Source organism: Enterobacteriaceae endosymbiont of Donacia sparganii, assembly GCF_012569045.1.
In the GTDB taxonomy this organism is placed as follows: domain Bacteria; phylum Pseudomonadota; class Gammaproteobacteria; order Enterobacterales; family Enterobacteriaceae.
The window spans coordinates 194692-214491 of sequence record NZ_CP046196.1; the positions used below are offsets into that span (position 1 = coordinate 194692).

Annotated in this window: 14 protein-coding genes and 2 tRNA genes; 7 read left to right on the forward strand and 9 right to left on the reverse strand. The window is 19.8% G+C overall.

The window, feature by feature from the left end:
* Positions 1-224: 224 nt before the first annotated feature.
* The 5 genes from ilvD to GJT98_RS00955 all read right to left on the reverse strand — a co-directional run bounded on the left by ilvD (position 225) and on the right by GJT98_RS00955 (position 5327).
* Complete coding sequence (ilvD, locus tag GJT98_RS00935) at positions 225-2093, reverse strand: dihydroxy-acid dehydratase (protein ID WP_168820971.1); 1869 nt, start codon at positions 2091-2093, stop codon at positions 225-227.
* 35 nt (positions 2094-2128) lie between these two features.
* Entirely contained in the window at positions 2129-3058 is a 930-nt protein-coding gene (locus GJT98_RS00940) for a branched-chain amino acid transaminase (protein WP_168820973.1), read from the reverse strand.
* A gap of 46 nt (positions 3059-3104) precedes the next feature.
* Positions 3105-3338 (reverse strand): acetolactate synthase 2 small subunit, encoded by a 234-nt coding sequence (gene ilvM / locus GJT98_RS00945; protein ID WP_168820975.1) that lies wholly within the window; start codon positions 3336-3338, stop codon positions 3105-3107.
* Positions 3339-5000: an acetolactate synthase 2 catalytic subunit gene (gene ilvG / locus GJT98_RS00950; RefSeq protein WP_168820977.1), complete on the reverse strand. Its 1662-nt coding sequence runs from the start codon at positions 4998-5000 to the stop codon at positions 3339-3341.
* A gap of 254 nt (positions 5001-5254) precedes the next feature.
* A tRNA-Trp gene (locus GJT98_RS00955) sits at positions 5255-5327 on the reverse strand.
* 283 nt (positions 5328-5610) lie between these two features.
* Here GJT98_RS00955 and GJT98_RS00960 point away from each other — a divergent pair.
* Positions 5611-6363, forward strand: a complete 753-nt coding sequence (locus GJT98_RS00960) for an FAD-binding oxidoreductase (protein ID WP_168820979.1) — start codon at positions 5611-5613, stop codon at positions 6361-6363.
* Positions 6364-6384: 21 nt separating this feature from the next.
* Positions 6385-7167 carry a triose-phosphate isomerase gene (tpiA, locus tag GJT98_RS00965; RefSeq protein WP_168820981.1) on the forward strand — a complete coding sequence of 261 codons (783 nt, stop codon included), beginning with the start codon at positions 6385-6387 and terminating at the stop codon, positions 7165-7167.
* Here the strand turns inward: tpiA and lysS are convergent.
* The 4 genes from lysS to GJT98_RS00985 all read right to left on the reverse strand — a co-directional run bounded on the left by lysS (position 7153) and on the right by GJT98_RS00985 (position 11527).
* Positions 7153-8667 carry a lysine--tRNA ligase gene (gene lysS / locus GJT98_RS00970; RefSeq protein ID WP_168820983.1) on the reverse strand — a complete coding sequence of 505 codons (1515 nt, stop codon included), beginning with the start codon at positions 8665-8667 and terminating at the stop codon, positions 7153-7155. The two genes, tpiA and lysS, sit on opposite strands and share 15 nt — an antisense overlap.
* A gap of 17 nt (positions 8668-8684) precedes the next feature.
* Positions 8685-9780 (reverse strand): peptide chain release factor 2 gene (gene prfB, locus GJT98_RS00975; RefSeq protein ID WP_168820985.1). Its coding sequence is split into 2 segments (ribosomal slippage): positions 8685-9704 and positions 9706-9780, totalling 1095 coding nucleotides; the frame shifts between segments, so codons are not numbered across the junction.
* Between the two features lie 158 nt (positions 9781-9938).
* A tRNA-Ile gene (locus tag GJT98_RS00980) sits at positions 9939-10011 on the reverse strand.
* A 55-nt stretch (positions 10012-10066) separates the two neighbouring features.
* Positions 10067-11527, reverse strand: a complete 1461-nt coding sequence (locus GJT98_RS00985) for a Do family serine endopeptidase (RefSeq protein ID WP_168820987.1) — start codon at positions 11525-11527, stop codon at positions 10067-10069.
* A 262-nt stretch (positions 11528-11789) separates the two neighbouring features.
* On the opposite strand from GJT98_RS00985, the gene rpiA reads away from it, so the two are divergent.
* The 5 genes from rpiA (at position 11790) to GJT98_RS01010 (ending at position 19779) form a co-directional block, all read left to right on the forward strand.
* Positions 11790-12470: a ribose-5-phosphate isomerase RpiA gene (gene rpiA, locus GJT98_RS00990; protein ID WP_168820989.1), complete on the forward strand. Its 681-nt coding sequence runs from the start codon at positions 11790-11792 to the stop codon at positions 12468-12470.
* Positions 12471-12524: 54 nt separating this feature from the next.
* A complete protein-coding gene (gene dapF, locus GJT98_RS00995; protein ID WP_168820991.1) occupies positions 12525-13355 on the forward strand; it encodes a diaminopimelate epimerase in 831 nt (276 codons plus the stop codon).
* 46 nt (positions 13356-13401) lie between these two features.
* Positions 13402-15591, forward strand: a complete 2190-nt coding sequence (locus GJT98_RS01000) for a UvrD-helicase domain-containing protein (protein WP_168820993.1) — start codon at positions 13402-13404, stop codon at positions 15589-15591.
* A gap of 78 nt (positions 15592-15669) precedes the next feature.
* Entirely contained in the window at positions 15670-16626 is a 957-nt protein-coding gene (gene corA / locus GJT98_RS01005) for a magnesium/cobalt transporter CorA (protein ID WP_168820994.1), read from the forward strand.
* Positions 16627-17070: 444 nt separating this feature from the next.
* A complete protein-coding gene (locus GJT98_RS01010; RefSeq protein ID WP_168820996.1) occupies positions 17071-19779 on the forward strand; it encodes a 2-oxoglutarate dehydrogenase E1 component in 2709 nt (902 codons plus the stop codon).
* Positions 19780-19800: the final 21 nt, after the last annotated feature.

A 19800-nucleotide genomic window follows, 5' to 3' on the forward strand; every position in this document is an offset into this window, starting at 1 on the left:
AAAATTTATTAAATATTAATGATTATAATCTTATCATTTGTTTAAAAAAAATTATATATAACTATAATTAATAAATTTTATTTTATTAAATAATTAATTATTCTAATAAAAATTATTATAACCTTAAAATTTATATTTTAAATAAAAATTTTTAATAATAAATTTATTTTATAAAAAATTAATTATATTAAATATATTTTAAAAATTTTTTTAAAAATATTAATTTATTCATAATTATAATTTAATTTATTTTTATCTCTTACTGCACCTTTGTCAGCACTAGTTACTAAAGAAGCATAAGCTTTAAGTGCAAAAGAAATTTTTCGTTTTCTTTTTAGAAGAGGTGTATATGCTAAAAATCCTCTTTTTTTTTCTTTATTTATTCTATAATTTAATATAGTAGGAGAAACATCTAATTTTATTGATCTATTTGGTATGTTAATTTTAATAATATCATTATTTTTTACTAATGCTATGATTCCTTTACTTGCAGCTTCAGGAGAAATATGGCCTATAGATAGGCCTGAAGTACCTCCTGAAAATCTTCCATCAGTAATTAAAGCGCAACTTGTATCTAATTTCATAGATTTTAAATATGATGTAGGATATAACATTTCTTGCATACCTGGTCCTCCTTTAGGACCTTCATATCTTATAACAATAATATCTCCAGGAAAAATTTTTTTATTTAAAATTGCATATATTGCTGATTCTTGACTTTCAAATACTTTTGCTCTTCCTGTAAAAATCATTAATTTTTTATTTACACTAGCTGTTTTAACTACACAGCCATCTTTAGCAAGATTACCATATAAAATTGCTAACCCTCCATCTTGGCTAAATGCATATTTATATGAACGAATACAACCTTTTTTACGATTTATATCTAAATTCTTCCATATTTTATTTTGTGAAAAAGGATTGATTGTTTTTATATTACCAGGAGCAGATTGATAAAATTTTTTTATTTGTGAATCTTTTGTAACGATTATATCATATTTTTGTATAGTTTCTTCTACTGTTAACCCTAAAATATTTTTAATATTTTTATGTATTAATCCAATTTTATTTAATTCTCCTAAAACTCCTATTACTCCACCTGCTCTATGAAAATCCTCCATATAAAATTTATTTGAACTAGGGGAAACTTTACATAACCATGGTGTTTTTCTTGATAATTGATCAATTTTTTTTAAATTAAATGATATATTAGTTTCCTGTGATAAAGCTAACATATGTAATATTGTATTTGTAGATCCACCCATAGCAATATCTAACATTATTGCATTTTCAAAAGCTTTTTCATTAGCAATATACTTAGGTAAAATATTAATATTATTATTTGTATAATATTTTTTTGTAATTTCTACAATTTTATGAGCAGATTTTATACATAATTCTTTACGATTTATGTGTGTTGATAATAAAGATCCATTACCTGGTAGTGCTAAACCTAAAGCTTCTACTATACAATTCATTGAATTAGCTGTAAACATACCAGAACATGAACCACAAGTTGGACATGCATTAAGTTCTATTTGTCTTATATATTCATCTGATTGCTTTAAATTTCCTGATTGAACCATAGCATCTACTAAATCAATTTTTATAATTTTTGTATTTTTTTTAGTATTAATTTTACCAGCTTCCATTGGTCCACCTGATATAAATACTGTAGGTATATTTAATCGTAAACTAGCCATTAGCATACCTGGAGTAATTTTATCACAATTAGATATACAAATCATTGAATCAACACAATGTGCATTTATAACATATTCTATAGAATCAGCAATAAGTTCTCTAGAAGGTAGAGAATATAACATACCATTATGACCCATAGCTATACCATCATCAATTGCTATTGTATTAAATTCTTTTGGTACTCCGCCCTCTTTTTTAATTTCTTCAGAAATAATTTTACTTAATTTTTGTAAATGTATATGTCCAGGAACAAATTCTGAAAAAGAATTTACTATAGCAATAATAGGTTTATTAAAATCTTCATCACTCATTCCTGTAGCTCTCCAAAGAGCTCTAGCACCAGCCATATTACGGCCTTTTGTTGTAATTAATGAACGATAATTAGGCATATTTTTCTTCTTTTTAAAACTAATAAAATAAATAATTATTTATTAAAATGATCTAACCAATTCCATTTATCTTTTATTTTTCCTTTAAATAAATATAAAAATTCTTTTTGTATATTTTTTGTAATATTTCCCCGTTTACCATTATTAATTAATATATTATCTATGCTACAAACTGGAGTAATTTCAGCTGCTGTTCCTGTTAAAAATATTTCATCAGCTAAATATAAAGATTCTCTTAATATTAAACATTCTTTAATTTTTAAATTAAGATTTTTAGATATTTTAAAAACTGAATCTCTAGTTATTCCAGGTAGAATAGATGAAGTTAATGGTGGAGTAAATAAAATTTTATTTTTAATTTTAAATATATTTTCTCCCGCTCCTTCAGATACAAAACCTGAACTATCTAATGCTATTCCTTCATCATACCCATTTCTACGTGCTTCATTACTAATTAATAAAGAAGATAAATAATTACCACCTGCTTTTGCTAAACTAGGTATAGTATTAGGTTTTATTTTATTCCAAGAAGATATCATTGTATTAATACCATTTTTTTTTGTATTATAACCAAGATAATTTTTCCATGGGAAAGCACTAATCATTATATCCGTATGATAGTTTATAGGTGGATTAATTCCTAATCCTACATCTCCTATAAACACTAAAATTCTAATATAAGCTTCTTCAAGTTTATTAATATTAATTATAATATGAACAGCATCCATTATTTCTTTTATAGAAAATTTTAATGGAAAACGGTATATTTTAGCAGAATTATATAAACGATCAATATGATCTTTATGACGAAAAATAGCTGGTCCTTTATATGTTTTATAACATCTAATACCTTCAAAAACAGATGTACCATAATGTAATGCATGAGTCATAACACTAATTTTAGCATCTTCCCATTTTGTGATATCACCATTTAACCAAATAAAATCTGCTTTTTTTGTAGACATTATTATATTTCCTTATTTTATATAATAATAATGTTATTATAATATTTTATGATATAATTATTATATCTAGTACATCTATTAATTTTTTAATTTGTTTTACTAAAAAATCTATAGATCTATAACTTCGTACTATTAATTTAAAATTAATATTTTTTAATTTATTTACTACATCTATATTTATAGTTTTAATTAAAAATCCTCTATGACGAATAATTCTTATTATTCTTTCACTAATTTCAGGACTAATATTTGTTTTAATATATAATTGATATTGATTCATTTAATTTTTCTCTATCATATTATTATTACTATATCCAGGAGGAACTAATGGCCAAACATTATCATATTCATTAATAGAAACATGTAATATATAAGGTTTTTTTATAGAAAAAATTTTTTTTAAACTTTTATTAATTTCATTTGTATAACTGATACTATGTCCTGATATTCCAAAAGATTTAGCTAATTTTATAAAATTTGGATTATCACATAAAGTAGTTTCACTATATCTTTTACTAAAAAATAGTTCTTGCCATTGTCTTACCATACCTAATCTTTTATTATCTAATAATATAATTTTTATAGGTAAATTTTTTCTTTTAACTGTACTTAATTCTTGAATATTCATTATAAATGAACCATCTCCTGATATACATACAACATTATTATTAGGTTTTGCAATTTGCGCTCCAATTGCGGCAGGTAAACCAAAACCCATTGTTCCTAATCCACTAGAAGTAATAAAATTCTTAGGATTAGAAAAATTTATATGTTGTGCAACCCACATTTGATGTTGTCCCACATCTGTGGTAATAATAGTGTCTTTATCTTTAAAATCTGATAATTTTTTAAGTAAAAAAGGAGCATAAATTTTATTATTTTTCATAAATAAATTATATTTATAAGAATATTTTTTTTTAATTTTTTTTATATAGTATTGCCATTTTAAAATATTTTTAGGGATTTCTAATAATGGAATTAAAAAATTTAAATTACCTAATAATTCTACATTTACTTTACAAATTTTATTAATTTCAGCTGGATCTATATCCATGTGAATAATACTTGCATAAGGAGCAAATTTTTTTATATTACCTGTAACTCTATCATCAAATCTAGCTCCAATAGCTATTAATAAATCACATTTTTGTACAGTATAATTAGCTGCTTTATTTCCATGCATACCTAACATTCCTAAATAATAAGGATTTTTATTATCTATAGTCCCTAGTCCCTTTAAAGTTACTACTGTAGGTAATTTAGAATTTTTTACAAATTTTCTTAGTGTATTAACTGCATTACCTATATTAACACCTCCTCCTATATATAATATAGGCATTTTAGATTTTTTTAATAAATTATTAGCTTCTATAATTTTTTTTTTTGAATATTTTTTTTTTTGAATATTTTTTTTTTTTTTATTTTTAAATTTAATTTTTTCAGTTAAATTAGATAATTGTATATCTTTAGGTATATCTATTAATACAGGTCCTGGTCTATCAGATAATGCTATAAAAAAAGCTTTTTCTATAATAGAGGATAACTCTAATGGTGAAGTTATTAAAAAACTATGTTTAGTACACGATAAAGACATACCTATGATGTCTATTTCTTGAAAAGCATCAGTACCAATTAAAGGAAGAGATACCTGTCCTGTAATAGCAATAAGAGGTACAGAATCTACCATAGCATCTGTAATTCCTGTTATTAAATTAGTAGCTCCAGGACCAGATGTTGCAATACACACTCCTATTTTCCCAGTAGCCCTTGCATATCCAATTGCTGCTATAGCAGCTCCTTGTTCATGACGACATAATATATGTTCTATTTCTCCATCATATAATGCATCATAAAGAGGCATTATGGCTCCTCCAGGATATCCAAATACTGTTTTAACATCTTGTTTTTTTAATGCTTGAATTATACATTGTGCTCCATTCATTTTTAACCTCTTTAATTTAGTAAAATAATATGCATAATTCAACGTAATTATGGTTTAATTTATTTGTTTTAAGATTTAAAAATATGGTTTGTAATTTGATATGTTATTAGAATTTTTTAAAAAATGATATAATTTCCAATTAAAATATTTTTTATATATAAATATATATTTATATTATTAATTTTACTATTTATTTATTAAATTTTTTAAAAATTATAAAAATTGAAATTTATAAAATAAATATTATTATTTCTCAGGGGCGGAGGGATTTGAACCCCCAACCATTGGTTTTGGAGACCAATATTCTACCAATTAAACTACACCCCTTTAAATTTATATATTTCAAAATATTAATATTATAATTTTTTTTTATTATAATTTATTATTTAAAATATATATTTTATTTTTAATTTAAATTTTTTATAAAAATATATATAAAATATATGATAACATTTTATAGAAAAAATATAAATATAAAATAAAATTTTTTATTTTTTTCAAAATATTTATTTTTTTTTAAAAAATATATATTTTATATTTAATATAATTTATATTAATAATTTATTTTAAGAAAAAATATTATTTTATTGACTAAATAAAAGGATAAAATATGACAGAATGGAGTATTGGTAATATTAAACAAATAAAATACTGGACAAAAAACTTATTTAGTATTATTTTAAACGCAAATGTTAATAATTTTTTTGCAGGTCAATTTACAAAATTAGCTATAGAAGTTAATGGGAAAAAAATACAAAGAGCATATTCTTATATTAATTCTCCAAAAAATAAAAATCATGAATTTTATATTTCTAATATTAAAAAAGGTAAATTAAGCCCATATTTGTATAATTTAAAAATTAATGATAAAATTATGATTTCTAAAAATGCACTAGGTACATTTACGCTTAATAATATTAAATCTTGTACAAATTTATGGATGTTATCAACTGGAACTGGTATAGGTCCTTATCTTTCAATATTACAAGATAATATATGTTTTAAAAAATTTACAAAAATAATTTTAGTACATTCTATTAGATATATAGAAGATTTTAGTTATTTAAATTTAGTTAAAAAAATTAAAAAAAAATATTATAATAAATTAATAATACAAATTATTTTAACTAGAAATATTAATATTAATAATTCTATATTATTTGGTTATATCCCTGATTTAATAAAAAATGGAAAATTAGAAAATAAAATTGGAATAAAAATTAATAATAAAAATAGTCATGTAATGTTATGTGGTAATCCAGAAATGATTAAACAAACGCAAAAATTTTTAGAAAAAAATAGAAATTTATCTAAAAATTTAATTAATAAAAATGGTAATATTACACTAGAAAAATATTGGTAAATCTTAATAAAGAAAAAAAATATGAAAAAATTTTTAATTATTGCTAATTGGAAATTAAATGGTGATTATAATTTTATAAATAAAAATATAAATTTAATTAAAAAAAAAATAAATAATTCATTACATTTTTGTGATTTATCTATAGCGCCACCTTATGTATATTTAAATTATATAAATAACTATTTAAAAAATACATCTATATCTTTAACAGCTCAAAATGTAGATATTCATCTTAAAGGATCTTATACTGGAGAAATATCAATAAATATGTTAAAAGATGTAGGTGTGAAATATGTTATAATTGGGCACTCAGAAAGAAGAATATTCCATCATGAAAATGATAATTTTATTTCTAAAAAATTTATATTAATTAAAAATAATGGATTAATTCCTGTTTTATGTATAGGAGAAACAGAAGAACAAAAAAAACAAAATCAGACAGAAAAAATTTGTATTCAACAAATTAATGATATACTAAAAATTAGTGATATTAATATTTTTAATAAAACTATTATAGCTTATGAACCTGTCTGGGCAATTGGTACAGGAAAAATTGCAAATATAGATGAAGTACAAAAAACTATTTTATTTATTAAAAAATACATATCATCGTTAAATATTAAAATAGCAGAAAGTATATTATTTCAGTACGGTGGATCTATTAATTATAAAAATATAGATATTTTTTTAAAAAAAAAGGATATTAATGGTTTTTTAATAGGAAAAACTTCTTTAACAACAGAAAATTTTATATTTTTGATTAAAAAAACTGAGAAAATAATTAGCTTATTAAATGTTTCTTAACATAGGAAATAAGATTACATCTCTTATTGATTTTGTATTAGTAAATAACATAATTAATCGGTCAATACCTATACCTAATCCAGCTGTAGGAGGGAGTCCATGTTCTAATGCTTCTATATAATCTTGATCATAAAAATCTTCATAAACATTTTTATTATTAATGTTTTTAACGTTTTTTTGCTCTTGAAATCTTTTTTTTTGTTCTTCATAATCATTAAGCTCAGAAAAACCATTAGCTATTTCCATACCACAAATAAAAAATTCAAATCTATCAGTAAATAAAGGATTTAAATTATTACTTCTTGATAACGGAGAAATTTCAATAGGATATTCTGTAATAAATGTTGGTTCTATGATTTTATTGGTAATTTTTTCTTCAAAAATTTCAAAAATAATCTTACCTTTATTCCAATTAGAATCTATTTTAATATCTAATAAATTAGCAATTTGTATTAAATTATCAATATTTTCTAAATTTTCTAAAGTAAAATTAGGATAAAAATATATAATAGATTCTTTCATAGTTAACTTATTAAAATTTTTATTTAAATCAAAAATATGATTATTATATTTTAATAAAGAGTTTTTAAATATTTTTTGATAAATTTTTTTAAATAATTTTTCAAATAAAATCATTAAATCTTTATAATCAGAATAAGTTACATATAATTCCATCATAGTAAATTCAGGATTATGTTGCGTAGAAATACCTTCATTACGAAAATTTCTATTAATTTCAAATATTTTATTAAAACCTCCAATAATAAGACGTTTTAAATATAATTCAGGAGCTATACGTAAATATATATTTGTATTATATGTATTATGATATGTTATAAAAGGTCTTGCTAAAGCTCCACCAGGTATATTATGCATCATAGGAGTTTCTACTTCAATAAAATCTATTTTATTCATGTAATTACGAATATTTAATATAATTTGAGATCTTTTTTGAAAGATATAACGTGTATTTTTATTTACAATTAAATCTAAATATCTTTTTCTATATTTTATTTCTTTATTTTTTAATCCATAATATTTATCAGGTAAAGGTCTAATTGCCTTTGTTAATAAATAAATTTTTTGACAAAAAATAGATAAAACTTGAGTTTTAGTTCTAAAAATATAACCAACTATACCTATAATATCTCCTAGATCATATTCATCTAAAAATTTTTTATATGTTTTTATAGATGTTCCATTTTGAGATATATAAACTTGTATTTTTCCTGTATAATCTTGGATATTAATAAAAGAAGCTTTACCCATAATACGTAAATTTACTATACGTCCTGCAATATAAAATATTTTTTTATTTATTAGATTATTTTTATGATTATATTTTTTATATATTTCATGTAATGAAATATTAATTTTAAAATTATTAGGAAAAACTATGTTATTATTTTTTCTTAATTTTATTAATTTTTTATATCTATATTTTATTTCATTATTAATATTTTTAAAACTATTATTAAGTTCATGTTTTTTTTCAAACATAACAAAAAATCCTATATTTATAAACCTAATTTTAAACTAGCTTGAATAAATTTATCTAGATTACCGTTAAGTACTGATTGGACATCATAACTTTCTATACCTGTTCTTATATCCTTAATTCTTGAATCATCTAATATATAAGAACGTATTTGATAACTCCAACTAATATTAAATTTTTTTTTTTCAATTTTTTTTTTTATTTTTTGTTTTGTTTTATTTTGTAATTCATATAATTTTAATTTTATTTGTTTCATAGCTTGATTTTTATTTTGATGTTGTGATCTATTATTTTGACATTGCGTAACTATTCCTGTTGGAATATGTGTAATACGTACAGCAGATTCCGTACGATTTACATGTTGTCCACCGGCCCCAGAAGATCTATATACATCTACACGTAAATCTTCTAAATTAACAGATATATTATTATTATTTTTAATTTCTGGATATATAAAGGTAGATACGAATGAAGTATGTCTTCTTCCTGATGAATTAAAAGGATTTTTTCTAACTAAACGATGAATACCATTTTCTGTTCGTAACCAACCAAAAGCATAATTACCTACTACATGTATTGTACATGATTTAATACCTATTTCTCCTGGAGATTCATCTATAATAGTAGTTTTAAAATTTTTTTTTTCTGCCCATTTTAAATACATTTTCATTATTATTTTAGCCCAATCTTGGGATTCTATACCTCCAGATCCAGATTGGATATTTATAAAACAATTTTTTTTATCATTTTTTTGAACAAAAATTTTTTGTAATTCTAAAATATTTATTTCATCTTCTATCTTAAGTAAAATTTCTGTAGATTCTTTTAATATTTTTTTATCATTAGTTTTAATAGCTAAATCGATTAATTCAGTAATATCAATAATTTCTTGATTAATTTTATCTAAAGAAAATAATAAATTTTCTATTTTTGATTTTTTTTTATTTAAGATAAGTAAATAATTAACGTTATTCCAAATATCAGAATTTTTTAATTTATTTTTTATTATTAGTAATTTTTTATTATATTTAGAATAATTAAAGAAACCCCCTAATAAAAATATTTTTTTTTTTAATTTCTTTTAATTTATTTTTTAATAAATAAATTTCTAACATATTTATTTCCTAATTTTTAAAAAAAATATTTTAATTTAATTTTAAAATAATTTCTTATCTTAAGAAGGATAATATTTTATTTAAGATTATTAATATATTTTATATTGATATAATTAATAAACAATGAACTAAAATATAATTTTTGTAATAAAATAATCTGGCCCTTGTTGGATTTGAACCAACGACCTAACGATTATGAGTCGTTTGCTCTAACCACTGAGCTAAAGGGCCATTATTAATATTATGATATATTTTAAAATTTATTTCAATTAAATTTATAATTTTTTTAATTTATTAAATATAAATTTTGATTACCTCTTAAAATATATAAAAGAATTAATGATGGTTGTTTTCCTAAAATTTTTTTAAGATTTTTTATGTTATATATACGTTTTTTATTAATTGATATTATTATATCACCTTTTTTAAGGCCTATTATTGCAGCAGGTGTATTAGGTATTACTTTTCTAACTTGTACTACAGTATTTTTTTTTAAATTTTTAAAAATATAATTTTTATTTTTTAATAAAATATTATCTAAATATGCGCCTTCAATACCATAATACATAATTTCTTCATCAGAAGAATTATTTTTACAAAAATTATTTAATTTTATTTTTATTATTTTAAAAATACCTTTTCTTATAATTCCTAATTTTATAATTGTACCACGCATAAATGTGCTTATTTTAGCTTTTAATAAAGCATAACTATCAATTTTTTTATCATTTAATGAAATAATAATATCACCAGATTTTAATTTATTATTTTTAAATGATACAATTTTACGTATAAAAACACCTTTATATATATTAGGAACTCTCATTACTTTTGATATTTGTGGATCAAGTTCAACACCATAAATTCCTAAAGATCCTCTTTTTATTTTACCAAATTTTATAAATTGATTAACTAAATTTATAACTGTATTACTAGGTATTGCAAAACCAATACCAATATTACCTTCATTAGGAGTTAAAATTGCTGTATTTATTCCAATTAAATCTCCATGTAAATTAACTAGTGCTCCTCCAGAGCTACCACGATTAATTGCGGCATCTGTTTGAATAAAATTTTCAAAATTCTCAATATTAAGTCCAGTACGTCCTAATCCAGATATAATTCCTGATGTAACAGTTTCTCCTAATCCATAAGGATTACCTATTGCTATAGTATAATCTCCAACTTTTAAATTATCAGAATTAGCTATTTTAAGATCTTTTAAATTTCCTATTTTATCTTTAATTTGTATTAAAGCTATATCTGTTTTTGGGTCTTGTCCTACAATTTTGGCTTCATAAATCTTTCCATTATTTAATTCAACTGAAATATAATTAGCATGATCTATAACATGATTATTAGTAATAATCATGCCTTTTTTAGAATTTATAATTACACCGGATCCAATTGAATGAAATTTTTGTTCAAGAATATTGTTACTATTACCACAAATAGGAGTATTTTCATATGGCGATCCTTCTTTGCATAGTGAAAAATGTTCATTTAAATATTGTTGTATATTAGAAGGTAATCTAAATTGAGAAACAAAAGTACTACCTTGGACATCAATATTAACAACAGATGGAGTAATTTTTGATAAAATTATAGATAAACTCGAAGGTAACAAATATTTTTTTTTAATTTTTGTTAAATTAAATGGTAATAATTTAGCATTAACATTTCCAGATATAAATGTCATAATACCAAAAATAAAAAATATACAAAAAATTATTTTTAATTTTTTCATAAAAAAATCTCATAATAGAATTTGTTAAATAAAGTCTATATAAAATTATTCAATCTTAATAAATTTATTTAAATAATATAAATTTATATTTTAATAAATAATTTTATATGATTATTTTTAAAAATTTTTATTTAAATACATTATATATGTAATAGTATTTGGATTTAAAGAAAAATTTTGAACAATTAAAATACAAAATTTTTTACAAATTATTATACTTAATATAATATAAATTATATTTTATATAAAGCTATAAAGATATATGTTTAATAAACTAAAAAATATTGCTTCAAAAATTGCAATAAAATATATTAAAAATACTAATATTATTGGTATTGGTTCAGGAACTACAATATCTCATTTTATTGATATTTTATATACTGAAAAAAAAAATATTAAAGGAGTAATATCTGCTTCTAAAAACTCTACAGAAAAACTAAAAAAATATAATTTTAATATTTATGAAATCAATAAAATAAAAAAAATCGGAATATATTTTGATAGTGCAGACGAAATTAATAATAAAATGCAAATGATAAAAGGAGGTGGAGCAGCGTTAACTAATGAAAAAATTATATCTAGTTTTTCAAATATATTTATTTGTATTATTGATCAATCAAAATATGTAAAACAATTAGGAAAATTACATCCAGTACCTATAGAAATTATACCTTTAGCAAAAGCTTTTATTATTAAACAATTATTATGTATAGGTGCAATAGCTAAACCTCGTATAAACACAATTACAGAACATGGTAATATTATATTAGATGTATATAAATTAAATTTAAATAATCCTATTAAAATAGAAAAATATATAAATAATATTCCTGGAGTTGTAACAGTTGGTTTATTTACACAAAGATGTGCTGATATAGTTATAATAGGTAAAAATGATTATACAGTATCTGTAATAAATAAAAAAAATTTTCAATTATATTAATCATTTATTTATTCTTAATTTTTTATTTTTTTTAAAAACCTTATAATTAATCATATGAAAATAAAATTTACTAAAATGCATGCATTAGGTAATGATTTTATCATTATAAATAATATAAAAAAAAATTTATTTTTAAATAAAATAGTTATACAAAAATTATCTAATAGATATTTAGGTATAGGATTTGATCAATTATTATTAATCGAATTATCATTAAATCAAAATATTGATTTTCATTATAGAATTTTTAATGCTAATGGTGATGAAGTTGAACAATGTGGTAATGGTGCACGTTGTCTAGCTTTATATTTAAAAATTAAGAAATTAACTTCTAAAAATATTATATGTGTAAGTACAAAAAATCGTTTAATATATTTAAAAATCTTAAATAATAAAGTTATTTCCATAAATATGGGAGTTCCTTTATTTAATCCTAAAGATATACCATTTTTAACTAATAGTATTAAAAATACTTATAAAATTTTATTTCAAAATAAATATATTAATTTTAATATTATTTCATTAGGTAATCCACATTGTGTAATACAAGTAAAAGATGTATCAAATACTCCAGTATCATTAATAGGTTCATTTTTGGAAAATCATAAATTATTTCCTAAAAAAGTTAATGTAGGTTTTATGCAATATTTAAATAAAAACACTATTAAATTAAGAGTATTCGAAAGAGGAGTAGGAGAAACAAAATCTTGTGGATCAGGTGCTTGTGCTGCTGCAGCTATAGGAATTAAAAAAAATATTTTATCAAAAAAAGTATATGTAAATCTTATTGGAGGTATTATAACTATTTTTTGGAAAGGTAATAATAAAAATTTATTTATGCAAGGAGACGCTAATTATGTTTATGATGGTGAAATAATATTATAATAAATTTTATTTTAAAATAAATATTTTAATTATGGTATTTTACTAAATGAAAAATATAGATTTATTAAAAAATTTAAATAATAAACAAAAAGAAATAGTAACTGAAATTAGAAAAAATTTATTAATATTAGCTGGTGCTGGAAGTGGAAAAACTCTTGTATTAATTCGTAGAATAGCATGGTTAATTTATAAAGAAAATTGTACTCCAAAATCTATTTTAGCTGTTACTTTTACAAATAAAGCAGCATTAGAATTAAAAGCTAGAATTACATCCTTAATAAATAATAAAAAAAAAAATGATATTTGGATAGGAACATTTCATGGTTTTGCTTATTATGTATTAAGAATTTATTATTTAGAAGCAGGATTAACAAAAAATTTTCAGATTATAGATACTTATGATCAAAAAAATTTAATTCAACGAATTTTAAAAAAATTATCTTTAAAAGATAAAATCTATTCAATAGAAAATATTATTAAATATATAAATAATTTAAAAAATAATTTATTTAATAATAAAAATATTAATATTTATAAAAATAATTTTTATAATATAAATTTTTCTAAAATATATAGTGAATATCAAAATCTTTGTAAAATTTCTGAAGTTATTGATTTTAATGAATTAATATTATGCTTATATAAATTATTTTTAAATAATCCTTATATATTAAAAATATATCAAAAAAGATTTCAGAATATTTTAATTGATGAATTTCAAGATACAAATGATATACAATATAAATTTATATCTTTATTATATAGTAAATATTATAATACTAAAATTATTCTTGTAGGAGATGATGATCAATCAATTTATGGGTGGAGAGGAGCTAAAATTGAAAATATGAATCATTTTTTACAAGATTTTGATCAAGTTAAAGTAATTTTACTTGAACAAAATTATCGTTCTACTTCTAATATTTTAAATGTTGCAAATAAATTAATTTCTTATAATAATACTAGATTAAAAAAAAAATTATGGACTAATGCAGATAATGGAAAACTTATTTCAATATATTTTGCATTAAATGAATTTGATGAAGCTGAATATATAGCAAAATATATAAATAAAAAATTTATAAAAAAAAATATAAAATTAAATAATTGTGCAATTCTTTATCGAAATAATGCACAATCTCGTGTTTTAGAAGAAGTTATGTTAAAATTTTGCATTCCTTATAAAATTTATGGAGGAATACGTTTTTTTGAACGTAAAGAGATAAAAAATATTTTATCATATTTAAGATTAATATCTAATTATAATGATGATAATTCTTTTGAAAGAATTTTAAATATTCCTAAAAGAGGAATTGGTAATAATACGTTAAATATTATCAAAAATATTTCTAAAAAATATTTTTTAACATTGTGGAAATCTAGTCTTTATATTTTAAAAAAAAAAAAATATTTAAAAACAATGTCATTTAATGCATTAAAAAAATTTGTTCAATTAATTAAATCTTTAAAAAAAAATACAAAAAATAAACCTTTACCTATAATTATAGAAGAAACTATAAAAAATTCTGGATTATGGGAAATGTATAATATAAATTGTTTATCTGAAAAAAATTTTACTAAAATAAATAATTTAAAAGAATTAATTAATGCAGCTAATTATTTTATGAAAATAATATTAGAAAATAAAAATAAATTAAATATTAATAATAATGATCTATTAATAGATTTTCTTTCAAAAACTTCATTACTAACAGAAGATATTAATATAAATAGTGAAAAAACTAATAATTATATACAAATGATGACAATTCATGCTTCTAAAGGATTGGAATTTTCTGAAGTATTTATTATCGGGATGGAAGAAGGTATTTTTCCAAATAAAATTTTTTTTACTGATAAAGATATAAATGAAGAAAGACGTTTAGCTTATGTAGGTATTACTAGAGCAAAAAAAAAATTAACATTAACTTATACCAAAAAACGTTATTTATATGGTAAAGAAATTAATTCTGTACCATCAAGATTTCTTAATGAATTACCAGAAAATTGTATTAAAAAAATCAGTTATTTAAAAAATATAAATATTTTATTTAAAGAAAATAATATTTTAAGAAAAAAAAAATATTTTATAGGACAAATAGTTTATCATCAAATTTTTGGAAAAGGAATTATTTTAAAAATAGAAATTTTAGAAAATAATGAAAAATTACAAATTAAATTTGATAATACAGCAATAAAATGGATAATGTCTAATTATATAAAAGTTTCTATTTAAAAAATATTTTTAAAATAAAATTAAAATTTTAAATAAAATATAAATTTTTTAAAAATAATATCCTTATTAGGAGTTATTATGTTAAATGCTTATAAAATATATAAAAAACATTTAATTAATATAAAATTAAATGATGACTATAAAAATCTTTTAGATGCTATGTGGATTGATTTAATAAATCCTGAAAATAGTGAAAGAGAAAAAATACATTCTTTACTTAAACAAAATTTAGCTACTAGACTAGAACTAGAAGATATAGAAGCTTCGGCAAGATTTTTTAAAAATAAAGAAGGATTACATATTCATTCATTCTTTTTTTATAAAAATAAAAATGAATATCCAGGTACTACTACTGTAGCATTTACAATTAAAAATAATAGACTGTATACTTTAAGAGAAAAAGAATTAGCTGCTTTTCGTTTATACAGAATACGTATACATAATCATCATACCATGATTTATGGAAATCCTTATGAACTATTATTAGATTTATTTGATACTAAAATCGAACAATTAGCTGATGAAATTGAAAATATATATAGTCATTTAGAATCTTTAAGTTGTATTATTATGAAAGGACATCAAAATGATCAATTTGATAATGCACTTTCTACTTTAGCTGAATTAGAAGATATAGGTTGGAAAGTAAGATTATGTTTAATGGATACACAAAGAGCTGTAAATTTTTTAATGAGAAAAACTAGATTACCTAATGATCAAATAGAACAAGCTAGAGAAATATCAAGAGATATTGAATCACTTTTACCTCATAATGAATCATTATTTCAAAAAGTTAATTTTTTAGTTCAAGCGGCAATGGGATTTATTAATATAGAACAAAATAGAATTATTAAAATTTTTTCATTAGTATCTGTAATTTTCTTACCCCCTACTTTAGTAGCATCTAATTATGGTATGAATTTTTCTTTTTTACCAGAATTAAAATGGAAATATGGTTATATATATGCTATTATTATAATGTTAGCGTCAGCTTTAGCACCTTATTTTTATTTTAAAAGAAAAAAATGGTTATAAGCACATAAAACATTAATAATTTGTTATTAATGTTTTATGTGCTTTTTAAAAAAAAATTTTTATATAAATTAATAATATAAATAAAAATTTATAATATTAAATACTTCTTATTATCCTTATTTTTTTTATATAATTTATTATTTAGAAATTAACATAATTAAAAATAAAATATAAAATTTTTTTATTTAATCGAAATTTTAATTTAAATTTTAAATATTTTATTTTAATTAAAGAACTAATAATATTTTTTAATATAACAAAATACTAAAATATATAAAAATAATAAAAAATCTTTATATACTTTATACTTAATTAATTATAAAAATAATAAAATTTACAATAAATAATTTTATTTTAAATATATTTAAATTATATTTTATATATATTAATTTTTTTATTAATATTAAAATAAAATAAATATTTTTATATTTCTAAGAGATTATAATGAATAATGTTTACTTAAAAAAAAATATTTTATATGAAAATATTTTTTATATTGAAAAATTATATCAAAAATTCTTAATAGATCCTTTATCAATAGATAAAGAATGGATTAGTATATTTATAAAATTTCAAGAAAAAAATAAAAATTTAAATAAAAAGAATAAATTTAAAAGTAATTATTTTGATAAAAATAAATTTTTAATAGAAAGAATAAATTACTTAATAAATAATTTTAGAATGATAGGTCATTATTATGCTAATATAAACCCTTTAATTTTAAATAAAAAAAAATTAAGTAATACTTTACAATTTAAAAATTATCAAATTAGTAAAAAAGATTTACAAAAAAAAATTACATTAAATTCTTTTTTTAAAAATCAAAAAATAATTAATATATATAATTTTTTTCAAAAAATATACTGTAATTCTGTAGGTATAGAATTTTATCATTTATTAGATAATGAAAAATTTTGGATACAAAAAAATATAGAATTAATAAAAAATAATTTAAAATCTACAGAAAAAAAAATATTTTTAGAAGAATTAATTGCAACAGAAATTTTTGAAAAAAATATAGGAAAAAAATTTCCAGGTGCTAAAAGATTTTCTTTAGAAGGTTGTGATGTTTTAATTCCTTTAATAAAGGAAATAATACGTTATTCAAGTAAATTAGAAAATAAAACAACAAAAATAATTTTTGGTATGGCACATAGAGGTAGATTAAATTTTTTAGTAAATATAATGGGTAAAAAAATTCAAAATATAATTAATGAATTTTCAAATATTTTTTTAGAAACAGATAATATCGATGATGTAAAATATCATTTAGGTTATTCTTCTATTATTAAAATTAATAAAAAAAAAATTAAGTTACAATTAGCTTTTAATCCTTCCCATTTAGAAATTATTAATAGTGTTACTATGGGTATAGCTAGATCCCAAATTGATTATTTAAAGAAAAAAAATATTAATAATGTTAATATTTTACATATAAATATACATGGAGATGCATCTTTTAGTGGACAAGGAATAATACAAGAAATCTTAAATTTATCTCAAACTAAAGGACATGGAGTTAATGGTACTATACATATTATTATTAATAATCAAATCGGATTTACTACTTCTAAAATTACTGATATGAGATCTAGTTATTATTGTACTGACATAGCTAAAATGATTCAATGTCCTATTTTTCATGTGAATGCAGATCATTTAGAAAATGTAATACTTATTATAAGATTAGCGATTGAATATAGAAATATTTTTAAAAAAGATGTTTTTATTGATTTAGTATCATATAGAAGACATGGTCATAATGAAATGGATGATCCATATATAACACAACCATTAATGTATAATTATATTAAAAATCATAAAAAAATACAAGATTTATATTTTGATAAATTATTATCTAGTAATATTATCGATAATCAAAAAAAAATAGATTTATATAAAAAATATCAAAATTTATTTAATAAAGGTCATTCTTTTATTGAATCATATTTTTCTATTCAAAAAGATAACAAAAAAATAATATGTAAAAATTTTCAAATAAATGAATTAAAAAAATTACTTTTTAAAATTAGTTCTTTACCTCAAGATTTTAATATTCATCCTATAGTAAAAAAAATTTATTTAGATAGAATTAGTATGAGTAAAGAAGATAAAAAATTAGATTGGGGAGCTGCTGAAAATTTAGCTTATGCAAATATTCTAACTCAAGGAATATCTTGTCGTTTATCAGGAGAAGATATTAAAAGAGGCACTTTTTCTCATAGACATATTGTTGTCTATGATCAAAAAAATGAAATTTCGTATACTCCTTTAAAACATATTAATTCAAAACAAGGAAATTTTTATATTTATAATTCTATTTTATCAGAAGAAGCTGTTTTAGGTTTTGAATATGGTTATTCTTTAAATAACCAAAATACTATAACAATATGGGAAGCACAATTTGGAGATTTTATTAATGGAGCTCAAATTATTATAGATCAATTTATTAGTTCAGGAGAAAAAAAATGGGGATATAAAAGTGGATTAGTAATACTTCTTCCTCATGGATATGAAGGACAAGGACCAGAACATTCTTCATCAAGAATAGAAAGATTTTTACAATTATGTGCTGAAAATAATATGAGAATTTGTATTCCTTCTAATTCATCTCAAATATATCATTTATTATGTGAACAAGCGTTTAATTTAATAAAAAAACCACTAATTATTATTTCTCCAAAATCTCTTTTAAGACATCCATTAGCATGTTCTTCATTAAAAAATTTTGTAAATAATTCTTTTAAATTAGTTATAGATAAATTAGACATTAAAATTAATAATATAAATATTCAACGGATTATTTTTTGTTCTGGAAAAATATATTATGATCTATTAGAACATAAAAATTCTATAAAAAATAATAATATTATTTTAATTAGAATTGAACAATTATATCCATTTCCACAAAATAATTTAAAGAAAATAATTAAAAAATATATTAAAATTAATAATTTTTTTTGGTGTCAAGAAGAACCTAAAAATCAAGGTGCATGGATATATATCCAAAATTGTTTTAAAAATAAATTAAATTTAAATATTAATTATATAGGAAGAAATAAATCTGCATCTCCTTCAACAGGATTTTTTCCTATTCATAAAAAACAACAACAAAAAATAATATATTCTGTTTTTAACATTAATAAAAACTAAAAAAGTAATTTATAAGGATTA

Bases quoted from the DNA above. Each gene is read 5' to 3' on its own strand.
- GJT98_RS00940 (WP_168820973.1), bottom strand. From the start codon at position 3,058: ATGTCTACAAAAAAAGCAGATTTTATTTGGTTAAATGGTGATATCACA.
- dapF (WP_168820991.1), top strand. From the start codon at position 12,525: ATGAAAATAAAATTTACTAAAATGCATGCATTAGGTAATGATTTTATC.
- ilvM (WP_168820975.1), bottom strand. From the start codon at position 3,338: ATGAATCAATATCAATTATATATTAAAACAAATATTAGTCCTGAAATT.
- GJT98_RS00960 (WP_168820979.1), top strand. From the start codon at position 5,611: ATGACAGAATGGAGTATTGGTAATATTAAACAAATAAAATACTGGACA.
- corA (WP_168820994.1), top strand. From the start codon at position 15,670: ATGTTAAATGCTTATAAAATATATAAAAAACATTTAATTAATATAAAA.
- ilvG (WP_168820977.1), bottom strand. From the start codon at position 5,000: ATGAATGGAGCACAATGTATAATTCAAGCATTAAAAAAACAAGATGTT.
- GJT98_RS01010 (WP_168820996.1), top strand. From the start codon at position 17,071: ATGAATAATGTTTACTTAAAAAAAAATATTTTATATGAAAATATTTTT.
- rpiA (WP_168820989.1), top strand. From the start codon at position 11,790: ATGTTTAATAAACTAAAAAATATTGCTTCAAAAATTGCAATAAAATAT.
- GJT98_RS01000 (WP_168820993.1), top strand. From the start codon at position 13,402: ATGAAAAATATAGATTTATTAAAAAATTTAAATAATAAACAAAAAGAA.
- lysS (WP_168820983.1), bottom strand. From the start codon at position 8,667: ATGTTTGAAAAAAAACATGAACTTAATAATAGTTTTAAAAATATTAAT.
- tpiA (WP_168820981.1), top strand. From the start codon at position 6,385: ATGAAAAAATTTTTAATTATTGCTAATTGGAAATTAAATGGTGATTAT.
- ilvD (WP_168820971.1), bottom strand. From the start codon at position 2,093: ATGCCTAATTATCGTTCATTAATTACAACAAAAGGCCGTAATATGGCT.
- GJT98_RS00985 (WP_168820987.1), bottom strand. From the start codon at position 11,527: ATGAAAAAATTAAAAATAATTTTTTGTATATTTTTTATTTTTGGTATT.